Here is a 23,738-nt window from a genome sequence, read left to right as displayed (position 1 = left end):
GTGCCCGCGGCCGGTATCAGGTATAGGCGCGCGCTCATTCCATCAGGCTCGAGAGACCGCCCGGGGCCGCCCGGGTCGTGGACGACCCGATCGGCCGGCCGCAGGAGGAACACGTTATGGCGCGCAAAGACACGGATCATCCGGACTATCACTTCATCAAGGTGGTGATGACCGACGGAACGGAATACATGACCCGTTCGACGTATGGCAAAGAGGGTGACACGCTCAACCTCGACATCGACCCCAACACGCATCCGGCCTGGACCGGCGGCAACCAGCAGCTCATGGACCGCGGCGGGCGCGTGTCGCGCTTCAACTCGCGCTTCGGCAGCCTGAGCTTCGGCAAGAAGTAAGCCTCCGGCGTCGAAAGACCAACCCGACGAGCCCGGCCCCTGGCCGGGCTTTTTCGTCACGGCGCCCCGCCGGCGCGGCGCGTCACGCGCGCGCCGTCACCTACCCGCCGTCACTTGCGCGACAGGGCGTCGAGCTTCGCCTGCATCTCGGCCATCTGGGTCTTGAGGGCGTCGATATCCGCCGGCGGCTCGCCGGGACGGCCCTCGACCGCCTTGCCGTCCGGCATCCGCACCTCGCCCGCGCCGTTCATCTCGGCCGCCGCGCGCCGCGCCGCGAAGGGCGTGAACATGCGCATGGCCTCCGAGAAGAAGGTCATGTTGGCGCGCACGTGGTCGTCGAGGGCCTGGAACGTGCCGGGGCCGAAGGCCTGGGCGATCTGGTCGCGCAGCTTCTGCTGCTCGCGCGCGAAGTTGTTCATCGACACTTCGAGGTAGCTCGGCACCAGCGACTGCATGGAATCGCCGTAGAAGCGGATCAGCTGGCGCAGGAACGTCACGGGAAGCAGGTTCTGCCCGCCCTCCTTGTTCTCCTGCTCGAAGATGATCTGGGTCAGGACCGAGCGGGTGATCTCGTCGCCGGTCTTGGCGTCGTAGACCACGAAGTCCTCGCCCGCCTTCACCATCTGGGCCAGGTCCTCGAGGGTCACGTAGGTGCTCGTGCCCGTGTGGTAGAGGCGGCGATTGGCGTATTTCTTGATGACGATCGGGGGCTTTTCCGTCGGCATGATGTCCTTGCGCCATGGAAGCCGGCCGCGCGGAGGGCGCAGCCCTGTGGCCGAACTTTAGGCCTTTCGTACCGCAGCGCAAACCAAAACCCCCCGTATCCTTGCCGCAGTGCACCTTTTTCCCGTATTCGCGGCGGGAATTCGCGCGATCGGGCGCCCGCGACGGGGGTCCCACGTGTTTTGGCTGACTTGACGCTCGGTCAGGGGGCCGTATTGATCCCCTCAAACCACGCCCGCGCGGGATCACGCGCGAGGGAGCAGGAAGGACAGGTTCATGGCCACCCAAGACATCGTCATCGTCGGCGCGGCCCGCACGGCGGTCGGCTCCTTCAACGGCGCGTTCGCCAACACCCCCGCCCACGAGCTCGGCGCCGTCGCCGTCAAGGCGGCCCTGGAGCGCGCGGGCGTCGAGGCGGGCGACGTCGACGAGGTGATCCTCGGGCAGATCCTCTCGGCGGGCCAGGGCCAGAACCCGGCGCGCCAGGCCGCGATCAAGGCCGGCATCCCGCAGGAGGCCACCGCCTGGGGCCTCAACCAGCTCTGCGGCTCGGGGCTTCGCGCCGCCGCCATCGGCATGCAGCAGATCGCCAACGGCGACGCCAAGGTGATCGTGGCCGGCGGCCAGGAATCCATGTCGCTCGCCCCCCACGTCGCGCATCTGCGCGGCGGGCAGAAGATGGGCGACATGAAGTTCCTCGATTCCATGCTCAAGGACGGCCTCATCGACGCCTTCCACGGCTACCACATGGGCAACACCGCCGAGAACGTGGCCCAGCGCTGGCAGCTCACCCGCGACGAGCAGGACGCCTTCGCCGCCGCCTCCCAGAACAAGGCCGAGGCCGCCCAGAAGAGCGGGCGCTTCAAGGACGAGATCGTCCCCTTTACGATCCAGGGCCGCAAGGGCGACATCGTCGTCGACCAGGACGAGTACATCCGCGCCGGGACCACGGTCGACGCGCTGGCCAAGCTCAAGCCCGCCTTCTCCAAGGAGGGCACGGTCACGGCCGGCAACGCGTCCGGCATCAACGACGGCGCCGCCGCCGTGGTGCTGATGACCGCCGAGGAGGCCCAGCGCCGCGGCCTCAAGGTGCTGGCCCGCGTGGCCTCCTGGTCGACGGCGGGCGTCGACCCGGCCATCATGGGCACGGGCCCGATCCCGGCCTCGCGCAAGGCGCTCGAGAAGGCGGGCTGGAAGGTTCAGGACCTCGACCTCGTCGAGGCCAACGAGGCCTTCGCGGCCCAGGCCATCGCGGTCAACAAGGACATGGGCTGGAACACGGACATCGTGAACGTGAACGGCGGCGCCATCGCCATCGGCCACCCGATCGGCGCGTCCGGCGCCCGCGTCCTCGTCACGCTCCTCCACGAGATGCAGAAGCGCGACGCCAAGAAGGGTCTCGCCACTCTGTGCATCGGCGGCGGCATGGGCGTCGCCATGTGCCTGGAGCGCTGAGCGCGCCGGCACGACGCCTTCGGGCCGGGCGCGCGACGCCCGGCCTCTCTCGTCCGGGCGCATGATCCGGCTCGTCAATAATCACAGGGAGCACACGCACATGGCACGCGTCGCATTGGTCACCGGGGGCACCCGCGGCATCGGGGCCGCGATCTCGGTCGCGTTCAAGGAAGCCGGCTACAAGGTCGCGGCGAACTATGCCGGCAACGACGAGGCGGCGAACGCCTTCAAGGCCCAGACGGGCATCCCCGTCTTCAAGTGGTCTGTGGCCGACTACGAGGCCTGCGCGGCGGGCGTGAAGCAGGTGGAGGCCGAGCTCGGCCCCGTCGAGATCCTCGTGAACAATGCCGGCATCACCCGCGACGCCATGTTCCACAAGATGACCCCGCAGCAATGGCGCGAGGTGATCGACACCAACCTCACGGGCGTCTTCAACATGACGCACCCGGTCTGGTCGGGGATGCGCGACCGTAAGTTCGGCCGCATCGTCACGATCTCCTCGATCAACGGCCAAAAAGGTCAGGCGGGGCAGGCGAACTACTCCGCCGCCAAGGCGGGCGACATCGGCTTCACCAAGGCGCTGGCCCAGGAAGGCGCGCGCGCCGGCATCACCGTGAACGTGATCGCGCCGGGCTATATCGGCACCGAGATGGTGAAGGCCATCGACGAGAAGGTGCTCAACGAGCGCATTATCCCGCAGATCCCCGTGGGGCGGCTCGGCACCCCCGAGGAGATCGCCCGCACGGTCCTCTTCCTCGCCTCGGACGACGCCGGCTTCATCACCGGCTCGACGATCGCGGCGAACGGCGGCCAGTACATGTCGTGAGGCCGATCCCCCTCCCCCTTGCGGGGAGGGGTCAGGGGTGGGGGTCGGGACGCCACCCGCCGACGGCGCCGAACCCGGCTGTAAAGGCCTGCGTGCGCTCTTCCCAATCCCCAGCTCCGACTTTGCGACCCCCACCCCCGGCCCCTCCCCGCAAGGGGGAGGGGGGCTCAACCATGAAAACCCGCACCGCCACCTCCATCGGCCTCGTCGCCATCGCGCTCTGGGCGCTGCTCGCGCTGTTCACGGCGGCGTCGGGCACCATGCCGGCGTTCCAGCTCACCGCGGTCACGTTCCTGATCGGGGGGCTGTCGGGCGCCGTGTCGTGGCTATGGCGGCCGGGGGCGGCGCGGGCGCTGCGCCAGCCCGTGCGGGTCTGGGCGCTCGGGGTCGGCGGGCTGTTCGGCTATCACGCGCTCTACTTCGCGGCGCTGCGCCTCGCCCCGCCGGCGGAGGCGGGGCTCGTCAACTATCTCTGGCCGCTCCTCATCGTGGTGTTCTCGGGCTTCCTGCCCGGCGAGCGGCTGCGGCCGGTGCACGTGGCCGGCGCGGTTCTCGGCTTCGCGGGCGTCGCGGCGCTGAGCCTCGGCTCGGGGCTCGCGGCGAGGCCCGAGCACGTCCCGGGCTATGCCTGCGCCTTCGTGGCGGCCTTCGTCTGGGCCGCCTATTCCGTGCTCTCGCGGCGAGTCAGCACCGTGCCGACGGACGCGGTGGCGGGCTTCTGCCTCGCGACGAGCGCCTTGAGCGCGCTCTGCCACCTCGCCTTCGAGACCACCGTCTGGCCCGTGGGCGCCACGCAATGGCTCGCGCTCCTGGCGCTGGGCCTAGGGCCCGTGGGCCTCGCCTTCTATGCGTGGGACGCCGGCATGAAGCGGGGCGACATCCGCATGCTCGGGGTGGTCTCCTACGCCATCCCCGTCCTCTCGACGCTCTCCCTCGTGGCGGCCGGCTATGCCGAGCCCACGGGGGCGCTCGCCCTGTCTTGCGCCCTCATCGTGGCGGGCGCGCTCACGGCCTCGTCCGACAAGCTCACCGGCGGCGCCAAGGCCGCCGCGAAGGCCTAGACGGGCGGCGGCGGGATGCGGTGGGTGTAGCGGTAGGCGTCGGCGAAGCCGAGGGAGCCGTAGAGCGAGCGCGCGACCTCGTTCGCCTCCCGCACCTGGAGATAGGCGTGCGTCGCGCCATGCTCCCGCCCCCAGGTCATGAGCGAGCGCACCACCTGCCGGCCGAGGCCTAAGCCCCGCAGGTCGGGCGCCACGACGATGTCGTAGAGCCCCGTAAAGCCGCGCTCCGTCACCCCGAGCCCCCAGGCCACGGGCCGGTCGTCGAGGACGAGGGTCGCGAAGGCGGCGCTCTCGCGGATGCGGCCGACGATGACGCCGAGGATGTCCCGGTCGGCCTTGTCGCCGCCATAGGCCTCCGCCGCGTTGCGGATCCAGGCGGGGCTCGCCGCGCGCTCCAGCTGCACCGCGGGCTCCGGCTCCTCGCCGCCCGCGAGGGGCGCCATCATGCAGAGCGTCGGCTCGAAATCGACGAGGCCGCGGGCCGCGAGCTTCGCCTCGACCCCCGGTGCCTCCAGCCCCGTGAGGCGGAAGGTCGGGACGATGCCCTGGCGCTCGAAGCGGCGCACGATGTGGTCGATCAGGCCGTCGTCGAGATCGGCGCCGGGCACGAGGGGCGAGGCGGAATTGGCGCGCTTCGAATAGCCGGAGGCGAAGCGCAGGAGCCAGCCCTCCGCCACGGCCACCTCGAAGGCGGGCCAGGCGTTGACGAGGCGGCTCTCCAGGGCGGCGATGAGCGTGTGGTCCATGTCAGGCGCCTCCCCGGGGGCGCGGCATCGGCCGCCAGTCCGGCGGGGCGAGCTCGAAGCCCTTGAACTCGAAGCCCGGCGCCACCGTGCAGCCGACGAGCGTCCAGGCGCCGAGCGAGGTCGCCGTCTGCCACCAGCCCGCGGGCACCACGATCTGCGGCCGCTGGCCCGAGGCGAGATCGGGCCCCAGATGATGCGATTCCGCGTCGTGCCCGTTGGGCGACATGGTGACCACGAGGGGCGCGCCCGCATAGAAGTGCCAGACCTCCGCCGCGTCGACCCGGTGCCATTCCGAGGTCTCGCCCACGCCGAGCAGATAATAGATCGCGGTGGAGGCGGCGCGCCCGTCCGCTCCCTCGCGCCCGTCGCGGAAGGTCTCGCGGTAGAAGCCGCCCTCCGGATGGGCCTTCAGGTCGAGCAGGCGGATCACCGCCGCGGCGTCGAGGGGCTGGCGGGGAGTCATGCCCGGTTCTTCCACTCGCGCAGGGCCGCGAAGACCTCGCCCGCGGGGCGCCCGTCGAGGTTCACCGAGCGGGCGAGCGCGGGCTCCCCGGCCCGCAGGAAGGGGTTGGTGGCCCGTTCCTCCCCGATGGTGGAGGGCACGAGGAAGCGCCCCTCGGCCTTGGCCCGCTCGGCCTCCTCGGCGCGCGCCTTCAGGGCGGCGTTGCCGGGATCGGCCTGGAGCGCGAAGCGCGCGTTGGAGAGGACGTAGTCGTGGCCCGAATAGACCTGCGCCCCGCCCGGCAGCGCCGCGATGCGCTGGAGCGAGGCCCACAGGTCGTCGTAGCTCCCCTCCAGCACCCGGCCGCAGCCCAGGGTGAAGAGGGTGTCGCCCGCAAACAGCACGCCTTCGTCCGCGAACCAATAGGAGACGTGGTCGGCGCAATGGCCCGGCGTCTCCCAGACCTGCGCCGCGAGCCCGCCGACGCTCACCCGGTCCCCCTCGCCGACACGGACGTCGGCGCCGGGCACGGAGGCGCCCGCCTTCGTCGGCGCCACCACCCGGCAGCCAAAGCGGCTCTTCAGGGGCTCGATGCCCTGCACGTGGTCGGCGTGGCGGTGGGTGACGAGGATGTCGGTGAGCGACCAGCCCCGCTCGTCGAGGGCGGCCACGATCGCCGCGTCGTCGGGGGCGTCGATCGCAGCGCAGGCGCCCGTGGCGGGGTCGCGGATCAGGACGCCGATATTGTCCGACAGGCAGCGGAAGGCATGGATCTCTGCGGGCATGGTCCTCTCCGGCTTGGACGCCCATGGCTAGCACAGGCGCGGCATGGGGCAAAAGGCGGCGGCGGGCGCCCTCCCCAAGGCGTGCGGGGGCGCGGCTTATCCCCGCCGATCTCCGGTCCGGAGCCCCTGCGATCTTGCCGCGCGCCCTCCCGCACGCCAATAGAGTGGGGAGGAGCATGGCGTCCCGATGAGCGTCGACATCGTCGAATTGCGCGCCTTCTACGCGAGCCCGCTCGGGTCCGTGGCGAGGCGTCGCGTCGTCGAGGCGATGGATCGGCTCTGGGGGCCGCTCCACGGGCAGCGGGTGCTGGGCCTCGGCTTCACGATCCCCTTCCTGCGGCCCGAGGGCGCGGACCGCACGCTGGCCCTCATGCCCGCGACCCAAGGCGTGGTGGCCTGGCCGGAGGGCGGGCGCTCCTCCACCTGCCTTGCCGACCCCCTGATGCTGCCCCTCCCCGATTCTTGCGTCGACCGCATCCTCGTGGTGCACGCGCTGGAGACCTCCGAGAGCCCGTCCGAGCTCCTCTACGAGGCTTGGCGGGTGCTCACCCCCGGCGGGCGGCTCCTCGTGGTGGCGCCCAACCGCCGCGGCCTGTGGGCCCGGCTCGACGTGACGCCCTTCGGCCAGGGCCAGCCCTATTCCCGCTCGCAGCTCAAGCGGCTCCTGCGCCGCGCCCTGTTCACGCCCGAGACCTGGACCGAGACCCTCTACATGCCGCCCCTGCGCAGCGGGGTCCTGATCCGCACGGCCGAGGCCTGGGAGCGGCTCGGCACGGGGCTCAACCTGCCCTTCGCGGGGCTCCACGTGGTGGACGCCACGAAGCAGCTGCACCGGCCGCTCCTGGTGCGCCAGGTGCGCCGGGCGGAGCGCTTCGCCCCCGTGCTGGTGCCCTCGCACGCGCCCTCCCGCCGGGAGGCGCCGCCCGCCCGCGCTTGACTTCCCCCCCGCTTGCCGCCATCGCTCCCCGCGCCATCCGCGCCCCTGCCGCGCCCGACCCTGCCGCGCCCCAGCCGCGCAACGCCTTTCAGGTACCGATGCGAAGCTATCTCGATTTCGAAAAGCCCGTGGCCGAGCTCGAAGCCAAGCTCGAGGAGCTGCGCCAGATCGAGGCCAACGGCGACGGCGTCTCCATCGCCGACGAGATCTCCCGGCTGGAGGCGAAATCGGCGGAGGCGCTGAAGGGGCTCTACGCGGCGCTCACCCCCTGGCAGAAGACCATGGTGGCCCGCCACCCGCAGCGGCCCCACTTCGTGGATTATTGCGCGGGCCTCATCACCGACTTCACCCCGCTCGCGGGCGACCGCGCCTTCGGCGAGGACGAGGCGATCGTGGGCGGCTTCGGGCGCTTTCGCGGCGAGCCGGTCTGCGTCATCGGCCAGGAGAAGGGCTCCACCACGGACGCCCGCATCCGGCACAATTTCGGCATGGCCCGGCCCGAGGGCTACCGCAAGGCCGTGCGCCTCATGGAGCTCGCCGACCGGTTCGGCCTGCCGATGCTGAGCTTCGTCGACACGGCGGGCGCCTATCCGGGCATCGAGGCGGAGGAGCGCGGCCAGGCCGAGGCCATCGCCCGCTCCACGGAAGCCTGCCTCGCGCTCGGCGCGCCGAACGTCTCGGTGATCATCGGCGAGGGCGGATCGGGCGGCGCCATCGCCATCGCGACCGCCAACAAGGTGCTCATGCTGGAGCACACGATCTACAGCGTGATCTCGCCCGAGGGCGCGGCCTCGATCCTGTGGCGCGACGCGGCGCGCGCCCAGGACGCCGCCACCAACATGAAGATCACGGCCCAGGACCTCGTGAAGCTCGGCGTCATCGACGGCGTCATCCCCGAGCCCCCCGGCGGCGCCCACCGCGACCCCGCCGCCGCCATCGCGGCCACCGGCGAGGCCATCGCGACCGCGCTCACCGACCTCCACAACATGGGTCCGGAGGAGATCCGCGATCACCGGGCGGACAAGTTTTTGAGGATCGGGCGGAAGGTGTGAGGGCGCCGTCCCGCCCACGCGCACGCCCCTGACATTCTGAGCGCAGCTCACCGTGATCCCCGTCTTCGACATCGGCGGCGTGCTGATCCGCTGGGACCCCCGGCCACTCTTTCGCGAATGGATCTCGGATCCGGCCGACCTGGAGCGGTTCATCGATACCGTATGCCCAGGCGACTGGGACCTGGAGCAGGAAGGCCTACGGCCGTTCAGCCAGGGGCTCGCCGCGCGGATGGCCCGCTTCCCCGAGCATGCGGACCTGCTCCGCGCGTTCGACGACCGCTGGATCGAGACGGTGCCGGGTCCCATCGAAGGAACGGCGGCGCTCCTCGACGAGCTCCGGACAGCCGGGGTCCCGACCTACGCGATCACGAACTTTTCACGGGAGAAGTTCGCGGTGCTCCTGGAGCATGTTCCGTTCCTGTCGGGGTTCGACGGCATCATCGTCTCGGCTCACGAGCACCTGCTCAAGCCCGATCCCCGCATCTACGCCCTCCTGTGCGAGCGTTACGATCTCAACCCTGCGGACTGCTTCTTCATCGACGACACCCGCGCGAACGTCGAGGCCGCGCAGGCGTTCGGGATGCAGGGGCACCACTTCACCGATCCGTGCGCGCTCAGGCTGGAGATGCGGGCCTACGGGCTACCCGTCTGAACCGATCGGGGGCTCCTAGGTCACCGGCTGTGATCCCGTGTGCCTTCTGAGTTCCCCTTCCCATTCTGGAGGGCGACAAGGTGCGTGGCCGTCGCGTCGTCCACGCTCGCGAACCCGAGCCGAACATAGAATGCGGCCGCGGCCTCCGTGTCGGTCCGCAGCCGGAGGACCCGATAGCGGCCCCGGGCGTCGTCGATCACGTGCCGCACGAGCGCCGCGCCGATGCCGCGGCGGCGCGCCTGCGGCAGCACGTAGAGGTGCCGCAGGCGGGCGATCGCAGGATCCCCCTCGCGGGAGCGATCCTGCTCCAGGCAGCACACCCCGAGGAGCGTGCCCGCGTCGAGGGCGCCGACGACGAGGTCCCCCGGCTGGCGGAAACGGCCGGGATCGGCGGTCCATTCCGCCACGAGCCGGTCGAAAAACCTGAAGCCCTCGCGGGCAGCCTCACGGCGCAGGCGGTCGAAACCGGCATGATCCGGGGCGATCGGCTCGATGGAGATCGCGGACATGCCGCCAACCTGCCATGCCGGGCCGCAGCGGTCGAGGCAGCGCCGGTTCAGGCCGCCGCGCGCTCCGCGAAGGCGAAGCCCTCGTCGGCCCAGCCCGTCATCCCGCCGATCATGATCTTCACCGGCCGTCCGAGCTCGGCCAGGCGCAGGGCCGCCTTGTCGGCGCCGTTGCAATGGGGTCCGGCGCAATAGACCACGAAGACGGTGTCCCAGGGCCACGCCGCCATGCGCTCGGCCGTCATCTCCCGGTGGGGCAGGTTGAGGGCGCCCGGCACGTGGCCGCGCCCGAAGCTGGCGGGGCCGCGAACGTCGAGGAGGACGAAGTCGGGCTCGCCCGAGGTTAGCGCGGCGTGGACGTCGGAGCAGTCGGTCTCGTGGGCGAGCCGCGCGGCGAAGTGCGCCCGGGCCGTGGCAGCGGGCGCGGGCGGGACGGCGGTGACGATGCTCGGCATGGGGGCTCCTCGTTGCGGGGGAGCCCCAGATTCCCGCGCCCGGGCCCTTCCCGAAAGCGGCGGGAGCGACGATGATCGTCGATATGCCGCCAAACACAGCTCCTCCCAACCGCCTCGTCGTCGCGCTCGCCTATGACGGGCTGTGCACCTTCGAGTTCGGCGTCGCCGTCGAGGTGTTCGGCCTCGCCCGGCCCGAGATGGGCCCCGACTGGTACCGCTTCGCGGTGGCTGCGGTGGAGCCCGGCCCCTTCCGCGCGCTCGGCGGCATCCAGGTCACCGCGGATGGCGGGCTCGATCTCCTGGAGGCGGCGGGCACGATCATCGTGCCCGGCTGGCGGGGCGTCGAGGCGGTGCGGCGCGCTCATGCGCGCGGCGCGCGGCTCGTCTCGATCTGCTCGGGGCTCGTGGTCCTGATCGCGGCGGGCCTCCTGGAGGGCCGGCGCGCCACCACCCATTGGCGCTACGCCGAGGCGCTGAGGGCCCGCCATCCGGGCATCCGCTTCGACCCGGACGTGCTCTACGTCGACGAGGGCCAGGTGCTCACCTCCGCCGGGAGCGCGGCGGGGATCGATCTGTGCCTGCATCTCGTGCGCACCGATTTCGGCCCTGAGGCCGCCAACCGCGTGGCGCGCCGCCTCGTGGTGCCGGCGCACCGGGAGGGCGGCCAGGCGCAGTTCGTGGAGCGCCCCGTGCCCCCGGCCCGGGAGGGCGCGCGGCTCAGCCCCCTCCTCGACCGCATGCGCGAGCGCCTCGCCGCGCCGCAGCCGCTCGCCGCGCTCGCCGCCGAGGCTGGCATGAGCGAGCGCACCTTCCTGCGCCGGTTCAAGGCGGCGACGGGCCTGACGCCCGGCGAATGGCTGCTCGACGCCCGCATCGCGCGGGCCCGCGACCTCCTGGAGGAGACCGCCCTCTCGATCGAGGCGATCGCGCCCGCCTGCGGCTTCCCGGGCGCGGCGGCATTGCGCCACCACTTCCGGCGGCGCATGGGTCTGAGCCCCACAGCCTACCGCGCCCGCTTCGCCCGGACGGCACCTGAAAGCAACACCCGCCCTAAAAAAGCCGCTTCACCGAACGTTAACCACGACGAGCGAACCCCGAGCATTGCTGTAAGCTTTGGGTAAGATTAAGAGCCATAAAGGCTGGGAGGGCTTGGCCATGCGCCGGGCCGGATCAGGAAAGCGGGGGTCTCCCATGGTGAAGCGTCTCGTCCTCGCGGCTGGCCTCGCGCTGGCGCTCAGCGCCTGCGGCGATCAGCAGTTCTCCGGCGGCTCCACCCGTCACCTCGCGCCGATCCCCGCCGCCACGATGGCCCTCATGTCCGCCAAGGGCATGTCGAAGGACGATCCGATCCTCATCCGCGCCTACAAGAAGGAGTCGGAGCTTGAGGTGTGGAAGCGGGGCCGCGACGGCCGCTACGCCCACCTCAAGACCTACCCGATCTGCCGCTGGTCGGGCCAGCTCGGCCCCAAGGTCCGCGAGGGCGACCGCCAGGCGCCGGAGGGCTTCTACCAGGTCACGCCCGCGCAACTGAATCCGAACTCGAGCTTCTACCTCTCCTTCGACACAGGCTTTCCCAACAGCTACGACCGGGCGAACGGGCGCACGGGCTCGCATCTCATGGTGCACGGCTCCTGCTCCTCGCGGGGGTGCTTCGCCATGACGGACGAGGCCATCGCCGAGATCTACGCGGTGGCCCGCGAGGCCCTGTCGGGCGGCGGGCAGCGCTCGTTCCAGTTCCAGTCCTACCCGTTCCGGATGACGGCGCAGAACCTCGCCAAGCACCGCTACGACCCCAACATCGCGTTCTGGCGCAACCTCAAGGAGGGCGCGGACCATTTCGAGGTGACGAAGACGGAGCCGCAGGTGGCCGTGTGCGGCCGCCGCTACGCCTTCAACGCCCCGAACTGCACCGACGCCGACCCGGCGACCGCCCAGGCCGTCGCCCGCAAGCAGGCCGAGGACGAGCAGACCATCGCCGAGCTCGTGTCCAAGGGCCAGCCGGCCGTGAAGCTCGTCTACGAGGACGGCGGCGGGCATCCCTCCTTCGGCCAGGTCGCCATGGCGCAGACCGTGGACGAGGGCAACGGCTTTCCCGTCCTCGGCGCCGCGCCGACCGCCCGCAATCTCGGCGACGTGAGCCGGCCCGAGGCGCTCGCCATGGGACCGCGCGAGATCCCGCTCGAGGGGCCCGGCCGGCCGAAAGCCGAGGCGCCGACCGCGCTCGCCTTCGCCCCCAACGCCACCCCGCGCTCGGAGGCCGCCCGTCCGGCCGGCGCGTCGGCGCGCTCCACCGCCGTCGCGACGGCCCCCGCCCGCCAGGCTGGCACGGCCCGCGTGGCGTCGGCCGAGGAGCCCACCCTGCCGCCCGTGCCCCCGGCCGCCACGACGCCGGAGAGCAGCCGCTCGGTCTACCAGCGCATGATGAGCTTCATCGGCCGGGTCGACGAGCCGCAGACCACCGCGGCGCCGGCCGTGGCGGCCCCGCTGCCGTCCCAGCGCAGCGACGCGGCGGCTCGCGCCCGCGCCAACTAGGATCGCGGATCCATGCGATTTGCGGCGGCGCCGGCCAGGCGCCGCCGTTTTCGTTCGCACGCCCGTCCCGACGTCGAGGCAACCCCGGGGGACCCCCAGGCGTTAGGCTTGGCTCCGGCGCGCGGCGACCGGCGCGCACGCACGTCTGAGAGGGGCAGGACGACATGGGGCGACGGATATCGGGTCTCGTTCTGGGGGCGATGCTCGCCGCCGCGGGGGTGGACGGCGCGTCCGCGTCCACGGATTTCCCGGAGCTGCCGCTCCCGCCCGCGATCGCGCCGCCGACCAGCGCCGCCATCGTGCCCGGCGTGATGGAGGCTCCCACCCGGCCGCCGGTCCTCAATCCCCGCGGGCGCGCCCTCTATCTGGAGCGCATCACCCGCGAGGCGGAGCGCCACGGCCTGCCGCCCGCCGTGGCGGACGCGGTCGCGACTGTGGAGAGCGCCTACAACCCCAACGCCGTCGGCGGCGTCGGCGAGGTGGGGCTCATGCAAGTTCTGCCCACCACCGCGACCATGCTCGGCCATCGCGGCCCGGTCACCGCCCTGTTCGATCCCGAGGTGAACATCCGCTACGGGGTCATGTATCTCGCCCAGGCCTGGCGCCTCACCGGGGGCAACCTCTGCGAGACGCTCATGAAGTACCGCGCCGGGCACGGCGAGACGCGGATGAGCGCCCTGTCCGTGTCCTATTGCCTGCGCGCCCGCACGCACCTCGCCTCCATCGAATCGCCTCTCGCCAACGCGCCCGTGCCGCCGGCGGTCGCGATCGCCGGCCCGCCGCCGCGCAGCATCTCCGCCCGCCAGGGCCCGCGCGTCGCGGGCGCGAGGGTCGCCGGCGGCAAGGCGGCGCGGGCGAAGATCGCCATGCGCCGGACGCGCTGGGCCGCGCAGGACGCCAAGGTGCGGGCGATCGAGTCGCGTGTGAGCAATTCCATGCTCGCGATCATGCGCTGAGCCGCCGGGCCGTCGGCGGCACGCCCTGCCCGTCAGTCGCGCAGGACGTGCATATTTCACGGGCAGTAAGAGAAAATTAACCGGCCCGGCCCAGCGTTTCCAAAGCGCCGGGACTTGGCCCGATTCATGCATTGGCCAGCGCACCAACCCGGGCTTTGGGGGCCAATATGCCTGTCTCGTTCAAGACCACCCGCTTACCCACGCTTCTCTGCGCCGCGGCGCTCGCCTCGGCCGCCGGCCTCGCTCCGGCGCTCGCCGCCGACGTGCCCGCCACGCCGGTCGCCGTCGTTCCCGTCGCGGTCGCGCCCGCGGCCTCGATGTTCGACGTGGCCTTCGGCGCCAAGCTCCTGTCCGACTACAACTTCCGCGGCATTTCTCAGACCGACCGGAAACCCGGCGTCGCGGGCTATGTCGAGTTCCAGGCCTTCGAGAACTTCGTCTATGCGGGCATCGCCGGCTACAGCGTCGATCTCGCCACGAAGCCCGACGCCGAGATCGACCTCACGGTCGGCATCCGCCCGAAGCTCGGGCCCTTCACCTTCGACTTCGGCGTGATCCAGTACTGGTACCCGAACGAGCGGCGCCTCGTCGATGCGACCGGGCTGGCGCTCACCCCCGGCAACACCGACTTCACCGAGCTCGCCGCGAAGGTGTCGTACTCCTACGAGGACAAGATCATCCTCGGCGCCAACATCTTCCACGCCTGGGATTGGCTCGGCTCCGGCGCCACGGGCACCTATGCCTCGGGAACCGCGAAGTGGAACCTGCCCTTCCTGGAGGGCCTCGCGGTCTCGGGCGAGCTCGGCCATTACTGGCTCGGCACGGTCTCGCCTTATCTCGGCGGCATCAACCTGCCCGATTACTTCTACTGGAACGCAGGCGTCTCCTACACCTACAAGAACGTGACGCTCGACCTGCGCTATCACGACACCGACCTGTCGAAGAGCGAGTGCTTCCTGCTCACCGCCGATCCGCGCGGCTTCAGCAGCGGCTCGGGCCGCTCGCGCTGGTGCAGCCAGACTTTCATCGCCAGCCTGTCGGTCGACCTCACCGCGAGCGCGCTCGGCGTCTTCGCGCCGCGCTGACGCGGGCTTGTCGGGAACGCCGCCGTCCGACCCCAGGCGGCGGCGTTCGCATGGCGGGCGCCTGGCCGGAACGCCGGGCCCCCTCCCCGCCCCTCATGCTGAGGAGCCTGCGCCAGCAGGCGTCTCGAAGCACGCACCACCTCCGCCACAGCCCTCCGGAGATCCCTGGAGCGCCCTTCGAGGCCCTGCTGCGCAGGGCACCTCAGGACGAGGGGGGAGGGTGAGATGAGCGGCCCCTTCCGGCTTCCCTCCTAGGGTGCGCCGGTCCGCCCCGCCTCCCAGCCGAGGATCGCCTGCTTGCGGGTGATCCCCCAATGATAGCCCGTCAGCGCGCCCGAGCGGCCGAGCACGCGGTGGCAGGGGACGACGAAGGAGACGGGGTTCTTGCCCACCGCCGCCCCCACCGCCCGCGAGGCCTTGGGCCGGCCGATGCGGCTTGCGATGTCCGAGTAGGTGGTGGCGCGCCCGAGGGGGATGGAGAGCAGGGTCTCCCAGACCCGCAGCTCGAAATCCGTGCCGATGAGCACCACGCGCAGGGGCTGGTCCGGGCGCCAGCGCTCGGGGTCGAAGATGCGGGCGGCGAGCGGCGCGGTGAGCGCCGGATCCTCCGCGTAGGCCGCGCCGGGCCAGCGCCGGCGCATGTCGGCGAGCGCCGCCGCCCGGTCCCCATCGTCGACGAAGCCGAGGCCCGCGAGCCCCCGCTCGGTGGCCATCAGGATCGCCTCGCCGAAGGGCGAGGGGTGGAAGCCGAAGCGCATGAGGAGCCCCGCCCCGCCCGCCTTGTACTCGCCCGGCGACATGCCCTCGTGGGTCACGAACAGGTCGTGCAGGCGGCCCGGCCCCGACAGCCCCACCTCGTAGGCGGCATCGAGCACGCTCGCGGAGCCCGCGAGCAGCGCCTTGGCGTTGTCGAGGGTGATGGCCTGCAGGAAGGCTTTCGGCGTGAGCCCCGCCCAGCGGCGGAAGAGGTGATGGACATGCGTCGTCGAGAGGCCGACATGCTCGGCGATCGCCTCCAGGGAGGGCTGGTCGCGCCAGCGCTGCGACAGGAAGGCGACGATGCGCCGGACATGATCGTAGTCGCCGCACGGGTCGGCGGGGGGCGCCTCGAGCGCGGCTTTCAGGCTGGGGGCGACGTCGAGCATGGGGGTCTCCTCTCCGCCCGACTGTAGCGGCGCGGGCGCCCCGCGACACCCGTTTCCTGCCCCCGGCCCCGGCCCCTGTGGACGGGGTCGCGGAACCCGATGAACCGCAACGCGTTTTGCCCCATGGCGCCATGGCCCCGCTTCTTCCCCAAGGGAAGGCCGGGCCGCGCCGTCCGCGCCGGCATCCGCTCCGGCGCCAGTATCGGGGGCGTATGTCGATGGGCAACGAGTTTCGGGCGCCTGACCTCAAGCTTCAGCCGAGGGGCGACGGGGTGCCGGTCCTGACGATCGCGGACGAGCCGGACGTCCGCGCGCTCGAGGCCGATCTCGCCCGCACCCGCGCCCTGCTGCACGAGGCGGACCACCGGGCGAAGAACACGCTCCAGGTGGTCACCTCCCTGGTGCTCCTCCAGGCTCGGCGCATCGGCTCCACGGCGGCCCAGCGCGTCCTCTATGCCATCGCCGAGCGCATCAGCGCGCTGTCCACCGTGCACCGCCTGCTCGCCGAGGGCGAGGCCGGCAGCTTCGACGTCTCCGCCTTCCTGCGCGAGACCACGCACGAGATGCGCGGCGGGTCGGACCGGATCGAGGTCGCCCTCGATCTCGCCGACACGACCATCGCGGCCGCCAAGGCTCCCTCCCTCGCGCTCCTGGTGCACGAGGTGCTAGCCGACGCCTTCGCGCGCGACTTCCCCGAGGAGCGCGGCGGCCGCATCGGCGTCAGCGCGAGCACGGAGGCGGGCGCCGTGCGCATCATGGTGGCGGACGACGGCTCGGCGCCGGCCGAGGAGCACGGCGACGGCTTCGGGCCCATGCTCGTGGATCTTCTCGGCAAGCAGCTGCGCGCCGAGGTACGCCGCGAGGAGACAGCGCCCGGGACCCGCGTGACCATCACCCTGCCGCCCGAGTCCGCCGCGCGCCGCTAGCCCCTCACCCGCCCTTGGCGGCCGCCTTCAGGCGATAGAGCGCGTCGAGCGCCTCGCGCGGGGTCATCTCGTCGGGGTCGAGGGCGGCGACCGCCTCGCGCAGAGGATCGGCCTTCGGGGCGGGCGGCGACGGCGCGGGGCGCGGGGCCGCGGCGAAGAGGGGCAGGTCGTCGATGCGGGCCGCGGGCCGCTCCCGGTCGCCCCGCTCCAGCTCGCTCAGGATCGTGCGGGCGCGCTCGATCACGGCCGGGGGCAGGCCCGCGAGGCGCGCCACCTGGATGCCGTAGGAACGGTCGGCGACGCCCGGCACCACCTCGTGCAGGAACACCACCTCGCCGTTCCATTCCGCCACCTTGAGGGTCGCGTTCGCGAGCCGGTCGAGGCGCTCGGCGAGGCGGGTGAGCTCGTGGAAGTGGGTGGCGAAGAGCGCGCGGCAGCGGTTGACGCCGTGGAGATGCTCCACCGCGCTCCAGGCGATGGACAGGCCGTCGAAGGTCGCGGTGCCCCGGCCGATCTCGTCGAGGATCACGAGGGAGCGGGCGGTGGCCTGGTTCAGGATGGCGGCCGTCTCCACCATCTCGACCATGAAGGTCGAGCGCCCCCGCGCCAGGTCGTCCGCCGCGCCGACGCGGGAGAAGAGCCGGTCCACGGCCCCGATATGGGCCGCCCGCGCCGGGACGAAGGAGCCCATCTGGGCCAGCACCACGATGAGCGCGTTCTGGCGCAGATAGGTCGACTTGCCGCCCATGTTGGGGCCGGTGATGAGGGCGATGCGCCCGCCCTTGCGCTCCTCGCCCGAGAGGTCGCAATCGTTGGCGATAAAGGCCACTCCGTCCCGGCGCAGCGCCGCCTCGACGACGGGATGGCGCCCGCCCTCGATGCGGAAGGCAAGGCTCGCATCCACCACGGGCCGGCTCCAGCCGCCCTCCGCGGCGAGCTCGGCGAGGGCGGCCGCGATGTCGATCTCGGCGAGCGCGTCGGCGGCGGCGTTGATCCCCTGGGACGCGCCGATCGCCCGGGCCGTGAGCTCGTCGAAGGCGGCGAGCTCGATGGCAAGCGCGCGCTCGGCCGCCGACGCGATGCGCGCCTCCAGCCCGCCGAGCTCGACGGTGGAGAAGCGCATGGCGTCCGCCATGGTCTGGCGGTGAACGAAGGTCTCCTTGTGCGGCCCGCGCAGGAACTCCTCGCCCGCCGCCTGCGGCACCTCGACGAAATAGCCGAGCATGTGGTTGTGCTTGATCCGCAGGGTACGGCAGCCCGTCTCGGCGGCGTAGCGCGCCTGAAGGGCGGCGATCACCTTGCGCGAATCCGTCTGGAGCGTGCGCAGCTCGTCGAGGCTCGGATCGTAGCCCGCCCGCACGAAGCCGCCGTCGCGCTTCAGGAGCGGCAGATCGTCGGCGAGCGCCCCGGCGAGCGCCTCCGGCAGGGCGCGGTCGAGGCGGGCCAGGGCCTCGGCGGCCCCGGCGAGCTCCGGCGGCAGCGCCCCCCACAGGAGAAGCGAGGCGCCGACCTCGAAGGCGGCGAAGAGCCCGTCGCGGATCGCCGCGAGATCGCGAGGCCCGCCGCGGCCGAGCGCAAGGCGGGTCAGCGCGCGGGCGAGATCGGGCGCGCTCTTCAGCCCCCGGCGCAGGCCGTCGCGCAGGTCCGCTTCCGCGACGAGGAGCGCCACCGCGTCCGCGCGGCGGGCGATCGCCCCCGGGTCCGTGAGGGGCCCGGCCAGGCGCTCGGCGAGGAGGCGCCCGCCCGCCGGGGTCACCGTGCGATCGATGGCGGCGAGCAGGCTGCCGGCCCGCTCGCCCGCGAGCGTGCGGGTGAGCTCGAGATTGGCACGGGTCGCGGCGTCGATGGCGAGCGCCGCGCTCGCGCCTGCGCGGGCGGGAGGCGAGAGCGGCGGCCGGGCGCCGAGCTGCGTGCGCTCGACATAGAACAGCGCGAGCCCCGCCGCCGCGACCTCCGCGCGCCCGAAGCTCCCGAAGGCGTCGAGGGTGGCGACACCGAAATAATCGCGGATGCGCCGCTCGGCGGAGGCCGGGTCGAGGCCCTCCCGGGCGACGGGGGTCACCGCGGCCCTGGCGTCGCGCCACAGGGCGGCGAGGCGGGGATCCTCGTGGACCGCGTCGGGCAGGATGATCTCGCGCGGCTCGATGCGGGCGATCTCGGTGGCAAGCCCCGCCTCGTCCGTCTCCGAGACGAGGAAGCGGCCCGTGGAGATGTCGAGCGCCGCGAGGCCGTAGCAGAAGGCCTCGTCGGAGAGGCGGCGGCGGGCGAGCGCGAGGAGGACGTTGGCCCGCGCGGGCTCGAGCAGCGCCTCCTCGGTGATGGTGCCCGGGGTGACGAGGCGCACCACGTCCCGGCGCACCACGGACTTGGCACCCCGCTTCTTGGCCTCCGCGGGATCCTCGGTCTGCTCGCACACGGCGACGCGGTGGCCCGCCGCGATAAGGCGCTGGAGATAGTCGTCGGCGCGCTCCACGGGCACGCCGCACATGGGGATGTCCTGCCCCTGGTGCTTGCCCCGCCGGGTCAGCACGATGCCGAGCGTCCGGCTCGCGATCTCCGCGTCCTCGAAGAACAGCTCGTAGAAGTCCCCCATCCGGTAGAACAGGAGGCTGTCGGGGTTGGCAGCCTTGATCTCCACGTACTGCGCCATCATCGGCGTGACGCGCGCGTCGCCGGGCGGCGGGGAGGCAGGGGGAGCGTGGTCGAGCATGATCGGGAACGCGTGGCCAGACCCGGTTTTATGCTCTCCCGGAGCGGGGAGCCAGAGGGCGCGGCGAAACTCCACGGAATTCGCGCGCGGCAAGCAGTGAGAGAGAGCACGCCGCCGCGATCAAGATGAACACGCGTTCATGTCAAGCAGATCCGGAGCCGTATTCCAGCTCAACCGACGTTTTCAACATCCATCGTCATGCCGGTAAGGAACCCGCTTTCGTCGCGATGCGTTGCACCCAGCGAACGGTCCGATCGGGCCGGCTCATCATGCCTCGAATTTGGAGAGATGCCATGCGTCACTCGCTTCTCACAACTGTCGCGGCCGCCGCTCTGTCCCTGAGCGTTGCGGGCGCCTTCGCGCAATCCGGAGGCGCCGGCGGTGCTGGTGCCGCGGGCGGTGCCGGTGCCGGTGGCGGCGCCTCGTCGGGCCAGGCGGCCTCGCCCTCGTCGGGCGGCGGCTCGGGCGGCGGGTCCGGCGGCGGCTCGGCTCAGCCGCGTCCCGAAGCGTCGAGCGGCGCGTCCACCGGCGGCCGCAGCGCGGCCCAGTCCGAGGGGTCTGGCTCGGCGGGTGCCGCGGGCCGCGGCAACTCGGCCAACGCTCCGGGCCAGGAGCGCGTCGACGGCGCGACCGGCGGCCCCGGCCGCTCGGAGAACGCGCCCGGCCAGCAGCGCCGCGAGAACGCGACCGGCGGCCAGCCGGGCAGCGAGCGCAGCGGCACGGCCTCGTCGGGCTCCTCCGACACGAACCGGAGCGGCTCGGCCGCCTCGTCCGGCTCGAGCGACGCGAACAAGAGCGGGTCGACGGCCTCCTCGGGCGCGTCCGACGCCAGCAAGCCCGGCTCGACCGCGTCCGACACGCAGCGCGGCACGGGCCAGTCCGCGACCGGCACGAATAGCGGCCGCACCGGCCAGTCGGCCACGGATCAGAACACGAACCGGACGGGCCAGTCGGCAACGGACCAGAACACGAACCGCACGGGTCAGTCCGCGACGGACCAGAACAACCGCACGGGCCAGTCGGCAAGCGACACCAATACGACCCGCAGCGGCCAGTCGGCCACGCAGGGCCAGTCCACGACGTCCGGCCAGTCGACCACGACGGGCACGAGCAATTCGGGCCAGGCCTCGACCCAGACCGAGACCTCCACGGGCTCCGTCTCGGCCCAGCCGATCCCGCAGGAGAAGCGCACCGAGGTCACGCGCGCCTTCAACAGCGTGAACGTCGAGCCGATCCGCGACGTGAACATCAACGTGTCGGTCGGTGCCACGCTGCCCGAGCGGATCAACCCGCGCCCGCTGCCCCAGGAGGTGGTGAGCATCGTCCCGCAGTATCGCGGCTACAACTTCGTGGTCGTGCGCGACGAGATCGTCATCATCGAGCCGCGCACCCGCAAGGTCGTGACGGTGATCGAGCGCTCGGGCGGCACCCGCTCGTCGGGGAGCGCCAGCCTGACCCTGAAGCAGGAGGAGCGCCGCACGGTGCGCCGCCTCGTCGAGAGCGGCCAGGGCCGCGTCTCCACGAAGGTGACGGTGCGCGAGGGCGCGACGGTGCCGCAGTCGGTGGAGCTCTTCGACGTGCCCCAGACCATCGTGTCCGAGGTGCCGGAGCTGCGCGAGTACCGCTACTTCATCTCGGGCGACGAGATCATCTTCGTCGAGCCCGAGTCCCGCCGCGTGGTGACGATCATCGAGTAAGGCGTCCCGCCCGGGATGCCCGAGGGGCGGCTTCGGCCGCCCCTTTTTCGTTGCGGGAGCCCTTTTCGGCGGGTGCTTTCAGCCAAGCGGATCGTTCGCCGCCTCACGAGGGCGGTTGAGCCCGGCGGCGCGGGCCCCTATGGTCCCGGACCCGCCGCAGGACCAGACTTCATGACCGACAAGCCCGTCCCCCGCCGCACGCGCCCGACCTTCACGGACCAGGAGGCGCTGCAGTTCCACTCGCAGGGGCGGCCCGGCAAGCTGGAGGTGGTGCCCACCAAGCCCATGGCGACGCAGCGCGACCTGTCGCTCGCCTATTCGCCGGGCGTGGCGGTGCCGGTGAAGGCCATCGCCGAGAACCCCACCTGCGCCTTCGACTACACGGCGCGCGGCAACATGGTGGCCGTGATCTCCAACGGCACGGCGATCCTAGGCCTCGGCAATCTCGGCGCGCTCGCCTCCAAGCCCGTGATGGAGGGCAAGGCGGTCCTGTTCAAGCGCTTCGCCGACGTCGATTCCATCGACCTCGAGGTCGACACGGAGGACGCGGACGCCTTCATCAATTGCGTGCGCTATCTGGGCCCCTCCTTCGGCGGCATCAACCTGGAGGACATCAAGGCGCCCGAGTGCTTCATCATCGAGGAGCGCCTGCGCGAATTGATGGACATCCCCGTCTTTCACGACGACCAGCACGGGACGGCGATCATCGCGGCGGCGGGGCTCATCAACGCGCTCCACCTCACGGGGCGCGACGTGAAGTCGACGCGGCTCGTGGTGAACGGCGCGGGCGCGGCGGGCATCGCCTGCGTCGAGCTTCTCAAGGCGATGGGATTCGCCCCCGACAAGGTGATCCTGTGCGACACCAAGGGCGCGATCTACCAGGGCCGCACCGAGGGCATGAACCAGTGGAAGTCGGCGCACGCGGCCAAGACCGACGCCCGCAGCCTGGCGGATGCCATGGCGGGCGCGGATGCCGTGTTCGGCCTCTCGGCCAAGGGCGCGTTCACCCCCGAGATGATCGCCTCGATGGCGCCCAAGCCCATCATCTTCGCCATGGCGAACCCCGACCCGGAGATCACGCCCGAGGAGGTCGCCGCGATCCGCGACGACGCCATCGTGGCGACGGGGCGCTCGGACTATCCCAACCAGGTCAACAACGTTCTCGGCTTCCCCTACATCTTCCGGGGCGCCCTCGACGTGCTCGCCACCACGATCAACATGGAGATGAAGATCGCGGCGGCCCAGGCGCTGGCCGAGCTTGCCCGCGAGGACGTGCCCGACGAGGTGGCCGCCGCCTACCAGGGCTCGCGCCCTCGCTTCGGGCGCGAATACATCATCCCCGTGCCCTTCGACCCGCGCCTCATCCACACGGTGCCGGCCGCCGTGGCGCGTGCCGCCATGGACACGGGCGTCGCGCGCCGGCCCATCGTCGACATGCGGGCCTACAAGACCCAGCTCTCCGCCCGGCGCGATCCCGTGGCCGGCACGCTCGCGCGCATCTTCGAGCGGGTGCGCCGCTTCCCCAAGCGCGTGGTCTTCGCCGAGGGCGAGGAGGAGCAGGTCATCCGCGCCGCCCTCGCCTTCGTGAACCAGGGCCTGGGCACCGCCATCCTGGTGGGGCGCGAGGAGCGCATCCACGAGACGGCGCGGGCCGCCGGCATCGACCTGGAGGGGCGCGAGAACCTGGAGATCCACAACGCGCGGCTCTCGCAGCGCAACGGGGCCTATGCGCGCTTCCTCTACGACCGGCTCCAGCGCCAGGGCTTCCTGCTGCGCGACTGCCAGCGCCTGATCAACCAGGACCGCAACCATTTCGGCGCCTCGATGGTGGCGCTCGGGGACGCCGACGCGCTGATCACGGGCGTCACCCGCAACTATTCCATCGCGCTCTCCGACGTGCGGCGCGTGATCGACGCGAAGCCCGGCCACCGGGTCATCGGCGTGTCGGTGTGCCTGGCGCGCGGGCGTACCGTGCTCGTGGCCGACACGGCCATCCACGAGATGCCCGACGCCCAGGAATTGTCCGAGATCGCCATCGAGGCGGCGGGCGTGGCGCGGCGCCTGGGCTACGAGCCCCGCGTGGCGCTCCTCTCGTTCTCGACCTTCGGCCATCCGCAGGCCGAGCGCGCCGAGAAGATCCAGGAGGCGGTGCGCATCCTCGACCGGGCGCGGGTCGACTTCGAGTATGACGGCGAGATGTCGGCGGACGTGGCGCTCAACCGGGACCTCATGGCGGCGCAGTACCCGTTCTGCCGGCTGACCGGCGCGGCGAACGTGCTCGTCATGCCCGCCTTCCACTCGGCCTCGATCTCGACCCGCATGCTCCAGGAGCTCGGCGGCTCCACCGTGATCGGCCCGCTCATCGTGGGCCTCGACAAGCCGGTCCAGATCGTCCCCCTCGGCGCCACCGACAACGACATCGTCAACATGGCGGCGCTGGCGGCGTTCAACGTCGGGGGATGAACGCACTCCCCTCTCCCGGATGGGAGAGGGGCCGGGGGTGAGGGTGGGCGGCCGGGAGGTTGGCTCAAACCCGCCCGCTTGTCATGGCCGGGCTTGACCCGGCCATCCAGTCGAACCGTCTGTCTGGGTCCCCGGGTCAAGCCCGGGGATGACAGGGGTGCGGCGGCATGGTGGTGCGAACCTTCCAGTCCCGCCACCCTCCCCCCCTGGCACTTCGTGCATCCCTCTCCC

22 protein-coding genes are annotated in these 23,738 nt (G+C 71.9%); 14 read left to right on the top strand and 8 right to left on the bottom strand.

From position 1 onward, the window contains the following. Nucleotides 1-116 precede the first annotated feature (116 nt). Nucleotides 117-353 (top strand): 50S ribosomal protein L31, encoded by a 237-nt coding sequence (gene rpmE, locus F0L46_RS10000; RefSeq protein WP_149817530.1) that lies wholly within the window; start codon nt 117-119, stop codon nt 351-353. 110 nt (nt 354-463) lie between these two features. Here the strand turns inward: rpmE and phaR are convergent, their stop codons facing one another. Then, nucleotides 464-1,078 carry a polyhydroxyalkanoate synthesis repressor PhaR gene (gene phaR / locus F0L46_RS09995; protein WP_149817020.1) on the bottom strand — a complete coding sequence of 205 codons (615 nt, stop codon included), beginning with the start codon at nt 1,076-1,078 and terminating at the stop codon, nt 464-466. A 274-nt stretch (nt 1,079-1,352) separates the two neighbouring features. On the opposite strand from phaR, the gene F0L46_RS09990 reads away from it, so the two are divergent. The 3 genes from F0L46_RS09990 to yddG all read left to right on the top strand — a co-directional run bounded on the left by F0L46_RS09990 (nt 1,353) and on the right by yddG (nt 4,418). Further along, nucleotides 1,353-2,531 (top strand): acetyl-CoA C-acetyltransferase, encoded by a 1,179-nt coding sequence (locus F0L46_RS09990; RefSeq protein WP_149817018.1) that lies wholly within the window; start codon nt 1,353-1,355, stop codon nt 2,529-2,531. A gap of 100 nt (nt 2,532-2,631) precedes the next feature. Then, entirely contained in the window at nt 2,632-3,357 is a 726-nt protein-coding gene (gene phbB, locus F0L46_RS09985; RefSeq protein WP_149817016.1) for an acetoacetyl-CoA reductase, read from the top strand. Between the two features lie 173 nt (nt 3,358-3,530). Next, nucleotides 3,531-4,418 (top strand): aromatic amino acid exporter YddG, encoded by an 888-nt coding sequence (yddG, locus tag F0L46_RS09980; protein WP_149817014.1) that lies wholly within the window; start codon nt 3,531-3,533, stop codon nt 4,416-4,418. Here the strand turns inward: yddG and F0L46_RS09975 are convergent. From F0L46_RS09975 to gloB, 3 genes are read right to left on the bottom strand one after another with little or no spacing between them, the layout of a single operon-like run. Then, the gene (locus F0L46_RS09975) at nt 4,415-5,164 is read right to left on the bottom strand and encodes a GNAT family N-acetyltransferase (RefSeq protein ID WP_149817013.1); all 750 of its coding nucleotides are present in this window, start codon (nt 5,162-5,164) and stop codon (nt 4,415-4,417) included. The genes yddG and F0L46_RS09975 overlap by 4 nt on opposite strands. Before the next feature lies 1 nt (nt 5,165). Next, the gene (locus F0L46_RS09970) at nt 5,166-5,627 is read right to left on the bottom strand and encodes a cupin domain-containing protein (RefSeq protein ID WP_149817011.1); all 462 of its coding nucleotides are present in this window, start codon (nt 5,625-5,627) and stop codon (nt 5,166-5,168) included. Then, the gene (gene gloB / locus F0L46_RS09965; protein WP_149817009.1) at nt 5,624-6,391 is read right to left on the bottom strand and encodes a hydroxyacylglutathione hydrolase; all 768 of its coding nucleotides are present in this window, start codon (nt 6,389-6,391) and stop codon (nt 5,624-5,626) included. The genes F0L46_RS09970 and gloB overlap by 4 nt, the downstream gene beginning before the upstream one ends. 187 nt (nt 6,392-6,578) lie before the next feature. Between gloB and F0L46_RS09960 the strand changes: the two genes are divergently transcribed. From F0L46_RS09960 to F0L46_RS09950, 3 genes are all read left to right on the top strand, one after another. Then, nucleotides 6,579-7,328, top strand: coding sequence for a class I SAM-dependent methyltransferase (locus tag F0L46_RS09960; RefSeq protein ID WP_149817007.1), 750 nt, complete (start codon nt 6,579-6,581; stop codon nt 7,326-7,328). 98 nt (nt 7,329-7,426) lie between these two features. Next, a complete protein-coding gene (locus F0L46_RS09955) occupies nt 7,427-8,380 on the top strand; it encodes an acetyl-CoA carboxylase carboxyltransferase subunit alpha (RefSeq protein ID WP_149817005.1) in 954 nt (317 codons plus the stop codon). Nucleotides 8,381-8,432: 52 nt separating this feature from the next. Next, nucleotides 8,433-9,032, top strand: a complete 600-nt coding sequence (locus F0L46_RS09950; protein WP_149817003.1) for an HAD family hydrolase — start codon at nt 8,433-8,435, stop codon at nt 9,030-9,032. Nucleotides 9,033-9,052: 20 nt separating this feature from the next. On the opposite strand, the gene F0L46_RS09945 is transcribed toward F0L46_RS09950, so the two are convergent. Further along, complete coding sequence (locus F0L46_RS09945; protein WP_149817001.1) at nt 9,053-9,541, bottom strand: GNAT family N-acetyltransferase; 489 nt, start codon at nt 9,539-9,541, stop codon at nt 9,053-9,055. 47 nt (nt 9,542-9,588) lie between these two features. Continuing rightward, nucleotides 9,589-9,993, bottom strand: a complete 405-nt coding sequence (locus F0L46_RS09940) for a rhodanese-like domain-containing protein (RefSeq protein WP_149817000.1) — start codon at nt 9,991-9,993, stop codon at nt 9,589-9,591. Between the two features lie 71 nt (nt 9,994-10,064). On the opposite strand from F0L46_RS09940, the gene ftrA reads away from it, so the two are divergent. The 4 genes from ftrA to F0L46_RS09920 all read left to right on the top strand — a co-directional run bounded on the left by ftrA (nt 10,065) and on the right by F0L46_RS09920 (nt 14,566). Continuing rightward, nucleotides 10,065-11,114, top strand: coding sequence for a transcriptional regulator FtrA (gene ftrA, locus F0L46_RS09935; RefSeq protein ID WP_149816998.1), 1,050 nt, complete (start codon nt 10,065-10,067; stop codon nt 11,112-11,114). A gap of 70 nt (nt 11,115-11,184) precedes the next feature. Beyond that, entirely contained in the window at nt 11,185-12,525 is a 1,341-nt protein-coding gene (locus F0L46_RS09930) for a L,D-transpeptidase family protein (protein ID WP_240539935.1), read from the top strand. Nucleotides 12,526-12,689: 164 nt separating this feature from the next. Continuing rightward, nucleotides 12,690-13,481, top strand: a complete 792-nt coding sequence (locus F0L46_RS09925; protein WP_149816996.1) for a lytic transglycosylase domain-containing protein — start codon at nt 12,690-12,692, stop codon at nt 13,479-13,481. Between the two features lie 167 nt (nt 13,482-13,648). Then, nucleotides 13,649-14,566: a TorF family putative porin gene (locus F0L46_RS09920; RefSeq protein WP_149816994.1), complete on the top strand. Its 918-nt coding sequence runs from the start codon at nt 13,649-13,651 to the stop codon at nt 14,564-14,566. Nucleotides 14,567-14,817: 251 nt separating this feature from the next. Here the strand turns inward: F0L46_RS09920 and F0L46_RS09915 are convergent, their stop codons facing one another. Continuing rightward, entirely contained in the window at nt 14,818-15,711 is an 894-nt protein-coding gene (locus tag F0L46_RS09915) for a methylated-DNA--[protein]-cysteine S-methyltransferase (RefSeq protein ID WP_149816992.1), read from the bottom strand. Between the two features lie 218 nt (nt 15,712-15,929). Between F0L46_RS09915 and F0L46_RS09910 the strand changes: the two genes are divergently transcribed. Beyond that, on the top strand, nt 15,930-16,637 hold the full coding sequence (locus F0L46_RS09910; protein WP_188311911.1) for a sensor histidine kinase: 708 nt from the start codon (nt 15,930-15,932) through the stop codon (nt 16,635-16,637). Between the two features lie 4 nt (nt 16,638-16,641). Here the strand turns inward: F0L46_RS09910 and mutS are convergent, their stop codons facing one another. Continuing rightward, nucleotides 16,642-19,347, bottom strand: a complete 2,706-nt coding sequence (mutS, locus tag F0L46_RS09905; protein ID WP_149816989.1) for a DNA mismatch repair protein MutS — start codon at nt 19,345-19,347, stop codon at nt 16,642-16,644. A 293-nt stretch (nt 19,348-19,640) separates the two neighbouring features. Here mutS and F0L46_RS09900 point away from each other — a divergent pair, with 293 nt between their 5' ends. Both F0L46_RS09900 and F0L46_RS09895 read left to right on the top strand, forming a co-directional pair. After that, nucleotides 19,641-21,044: a DUF1236 domain-containing protein gene (locus F0L46_RS09900; protein WP_149816988.1), complete on the top strand. Its 1,404-nt coding sequence runs from the start codon at nt 19,641-19,643 to the stop codon at nt 21,042-21,044. 171 nt (nt 21,045-21,215) lie between these two features. Continuing rightward, complete coding sequence (locus F0L46_RS09895) at nt 21,216-23,507, top strand: NADP-dependent malic enzyme (protein WP_149816987.1); 2,292 nt, start codon at nt 21,216-21,218, stop codon at nt 23,505-23,507. Nucleotides 23,508-23,738 lie beyond the last annotated feature (231 nt).

It is taken from the genome of Salinarimonas soli, from assembly GCF_008386575.1.
GTDB lineage: Bacteria > Pseudomonadota > Alphaproteobacteria > Rhizobiales > Beijerinckiaceae > Salinarimonas_A > Salinarimonas_A soli.
This window is presented reverse-complemented; position numbering and strand designations above follow the sequence as displayed.

What these genes read in the sequence shown, in the direction of transcription:
- F0L46_RS09955 (WP_149817005.1), top strand. Translation starts at nt 7,427, where the DNA reads ATGCGAAGCTATCTCGATTTCGAAAAGCCCGTGGCCGAGCTCGAAGCC.
- yddG (WP_149817014.1), top strand. Translation starts at nt 3,531, where the DNA reads ATGAAAACCCGCACCGCCACCTCCATCGGCCTCGTCGCCATCGCGCTC.
- gloB (WP_149817009.1), bottom strand. Translation starts at nt 6,391, where the DNA reads ATGCCCGCAGAGATCCATGCCTTCCGCTGCCTGTCGGACAATATCGGC.
- F0L46_RS09920 (WP_149816994.1), top strand. Translation starts at nt 13,649, where the DNA reads ATGCCTGTCTCGTTCAAGACCACCCGCTTACCCACGCTTCTCTGCGCC.
- mutS (WP_149816989.1), bottom strand. Translation starts at nt 19,347, where the DNA reads ATGCTCGACCACGCTCCCCCTGCCTCCCCGCCGCCCGGCGACGCGCGC.
- F0L46_RS09915 (WP_149816992.1), bottom strand. Translation starts at nt 15,711, where the DNA reads ATGCTCGACGTCGCCCCCAGCCTGAAAGCCGCGCTCGAGGCGCCCCCC.
- phbB (WP_149817016.1), top strand. Translation starts at nt 2,632, where the DNA reads ATGGCACGCGTCGCATTGGTCACCGGGGGCACCCGCGGCATCGGGGCC.
- phaR (WP_149817020.1), bottom strand. Translation starts at nt 1,078, where the DNA reads ATGCCGACGGAAAAGCCCCCGATCGTCATCAAGAAATACGCCAATCGC.
- F0L46_RS09945 (WP_149817001.1), bottom strand. Translation starts at nt 9,541, where the DNA reads ATGTCCGCGATCTCCATCGAGCCGATCGCCCCGGATCATGCCGGTTTC.
- F0L46_RS09910 (WP_188311911.1), top strand. Translation starts at nt 15,930, where the DNA reads ATGGGCAACGAGTTTCGGGCGCCTGACCTCAAGCTTCAGCCGAGGGGC.
- F0L46_RS09925 (WP_149816996.1), top strand. Translation starts at nt 12,690, where the DNA reads ATGGGGCGACGGATATCGGGTCTCGTTCTGGGGGCGATGCTCGCCGCC.
- F0L46_RS09970 (WP_149817011.1), bottom strand. Translation starts at nt 5,627, where the DNA reads ATGACTCCCCGCCAGCCCCTCGACGCCGCGGCGGTGATCCGCCTGCTC.
- F0L46_RS09900 (WP_149816988.1), top strand. Translation starts at nt 19,641, where the DNA reads ATGCGTCACTCGCTTCTCACAACTGTCGCGGCCGCCGCTCTGTCCCTG.
- F0L46_RS09895 (WP_149816987.1), top strand. Translation starts at nt 21,216, where the DNA reads ATGACCGACAAGCCCGTCCCCCGCCGCACGCGCCCGACCTTCACGGAC.
- rpmE (WP_149817530.1), top strand. Translation starts at nt 117, where the DNA reads ATGGCGCGCAAAGACACGGATCATCCGGACTATCACTTCATCAAGGTG.
- F0L46_RS09975 (WP_149817013.1), bottom strand. Translation starts at nt 5,164, where the DNA reads ATGGACCACACGCTCATCGCCGCCCTGGAGAGCCGCCTCGTCAACGCC.
- ftrA (WP_149816998.1), top strand. Translation starts at nt 10,065, where the DNA reads ATGATCGTCGATATGCCGCCAAACACAGCTCCTCCCAACCGCCTCGTC.
- F0L46_RS09930 (WP_240539935.1), top strand. Translation starts at nt 11,185, where the DNA reads ATGGTGAAGCGTCTCGTCCTCGCGGCTGGCCTCGCGCTGGCGCTCAGC.
- F0L46_RS09960 (WP_149817007.1), top strand. Translation starts at nt 6,579, where the DNA reads ATGAGCGTCGACATCGTCGAATTGCGCGCCTTCTACGCGAGCCCGCTC.
- F0L46_RS09990 (WP_149817018.1), top strand. Translation starts at nt 1,353, where the DNA reads ATGGCCACCCAAGACATCGTCATCGTCGGCGCGGCCCGCACGGCGGTC.
- F0L46_RS09940 (WP_149817000.1), bottom strand. Translation starts at nt 9,993, where the DNA reads ATGCCGAGCATCGTCACCGCCGTCCCGCCCGCGCCCGCTGCCACGGCC.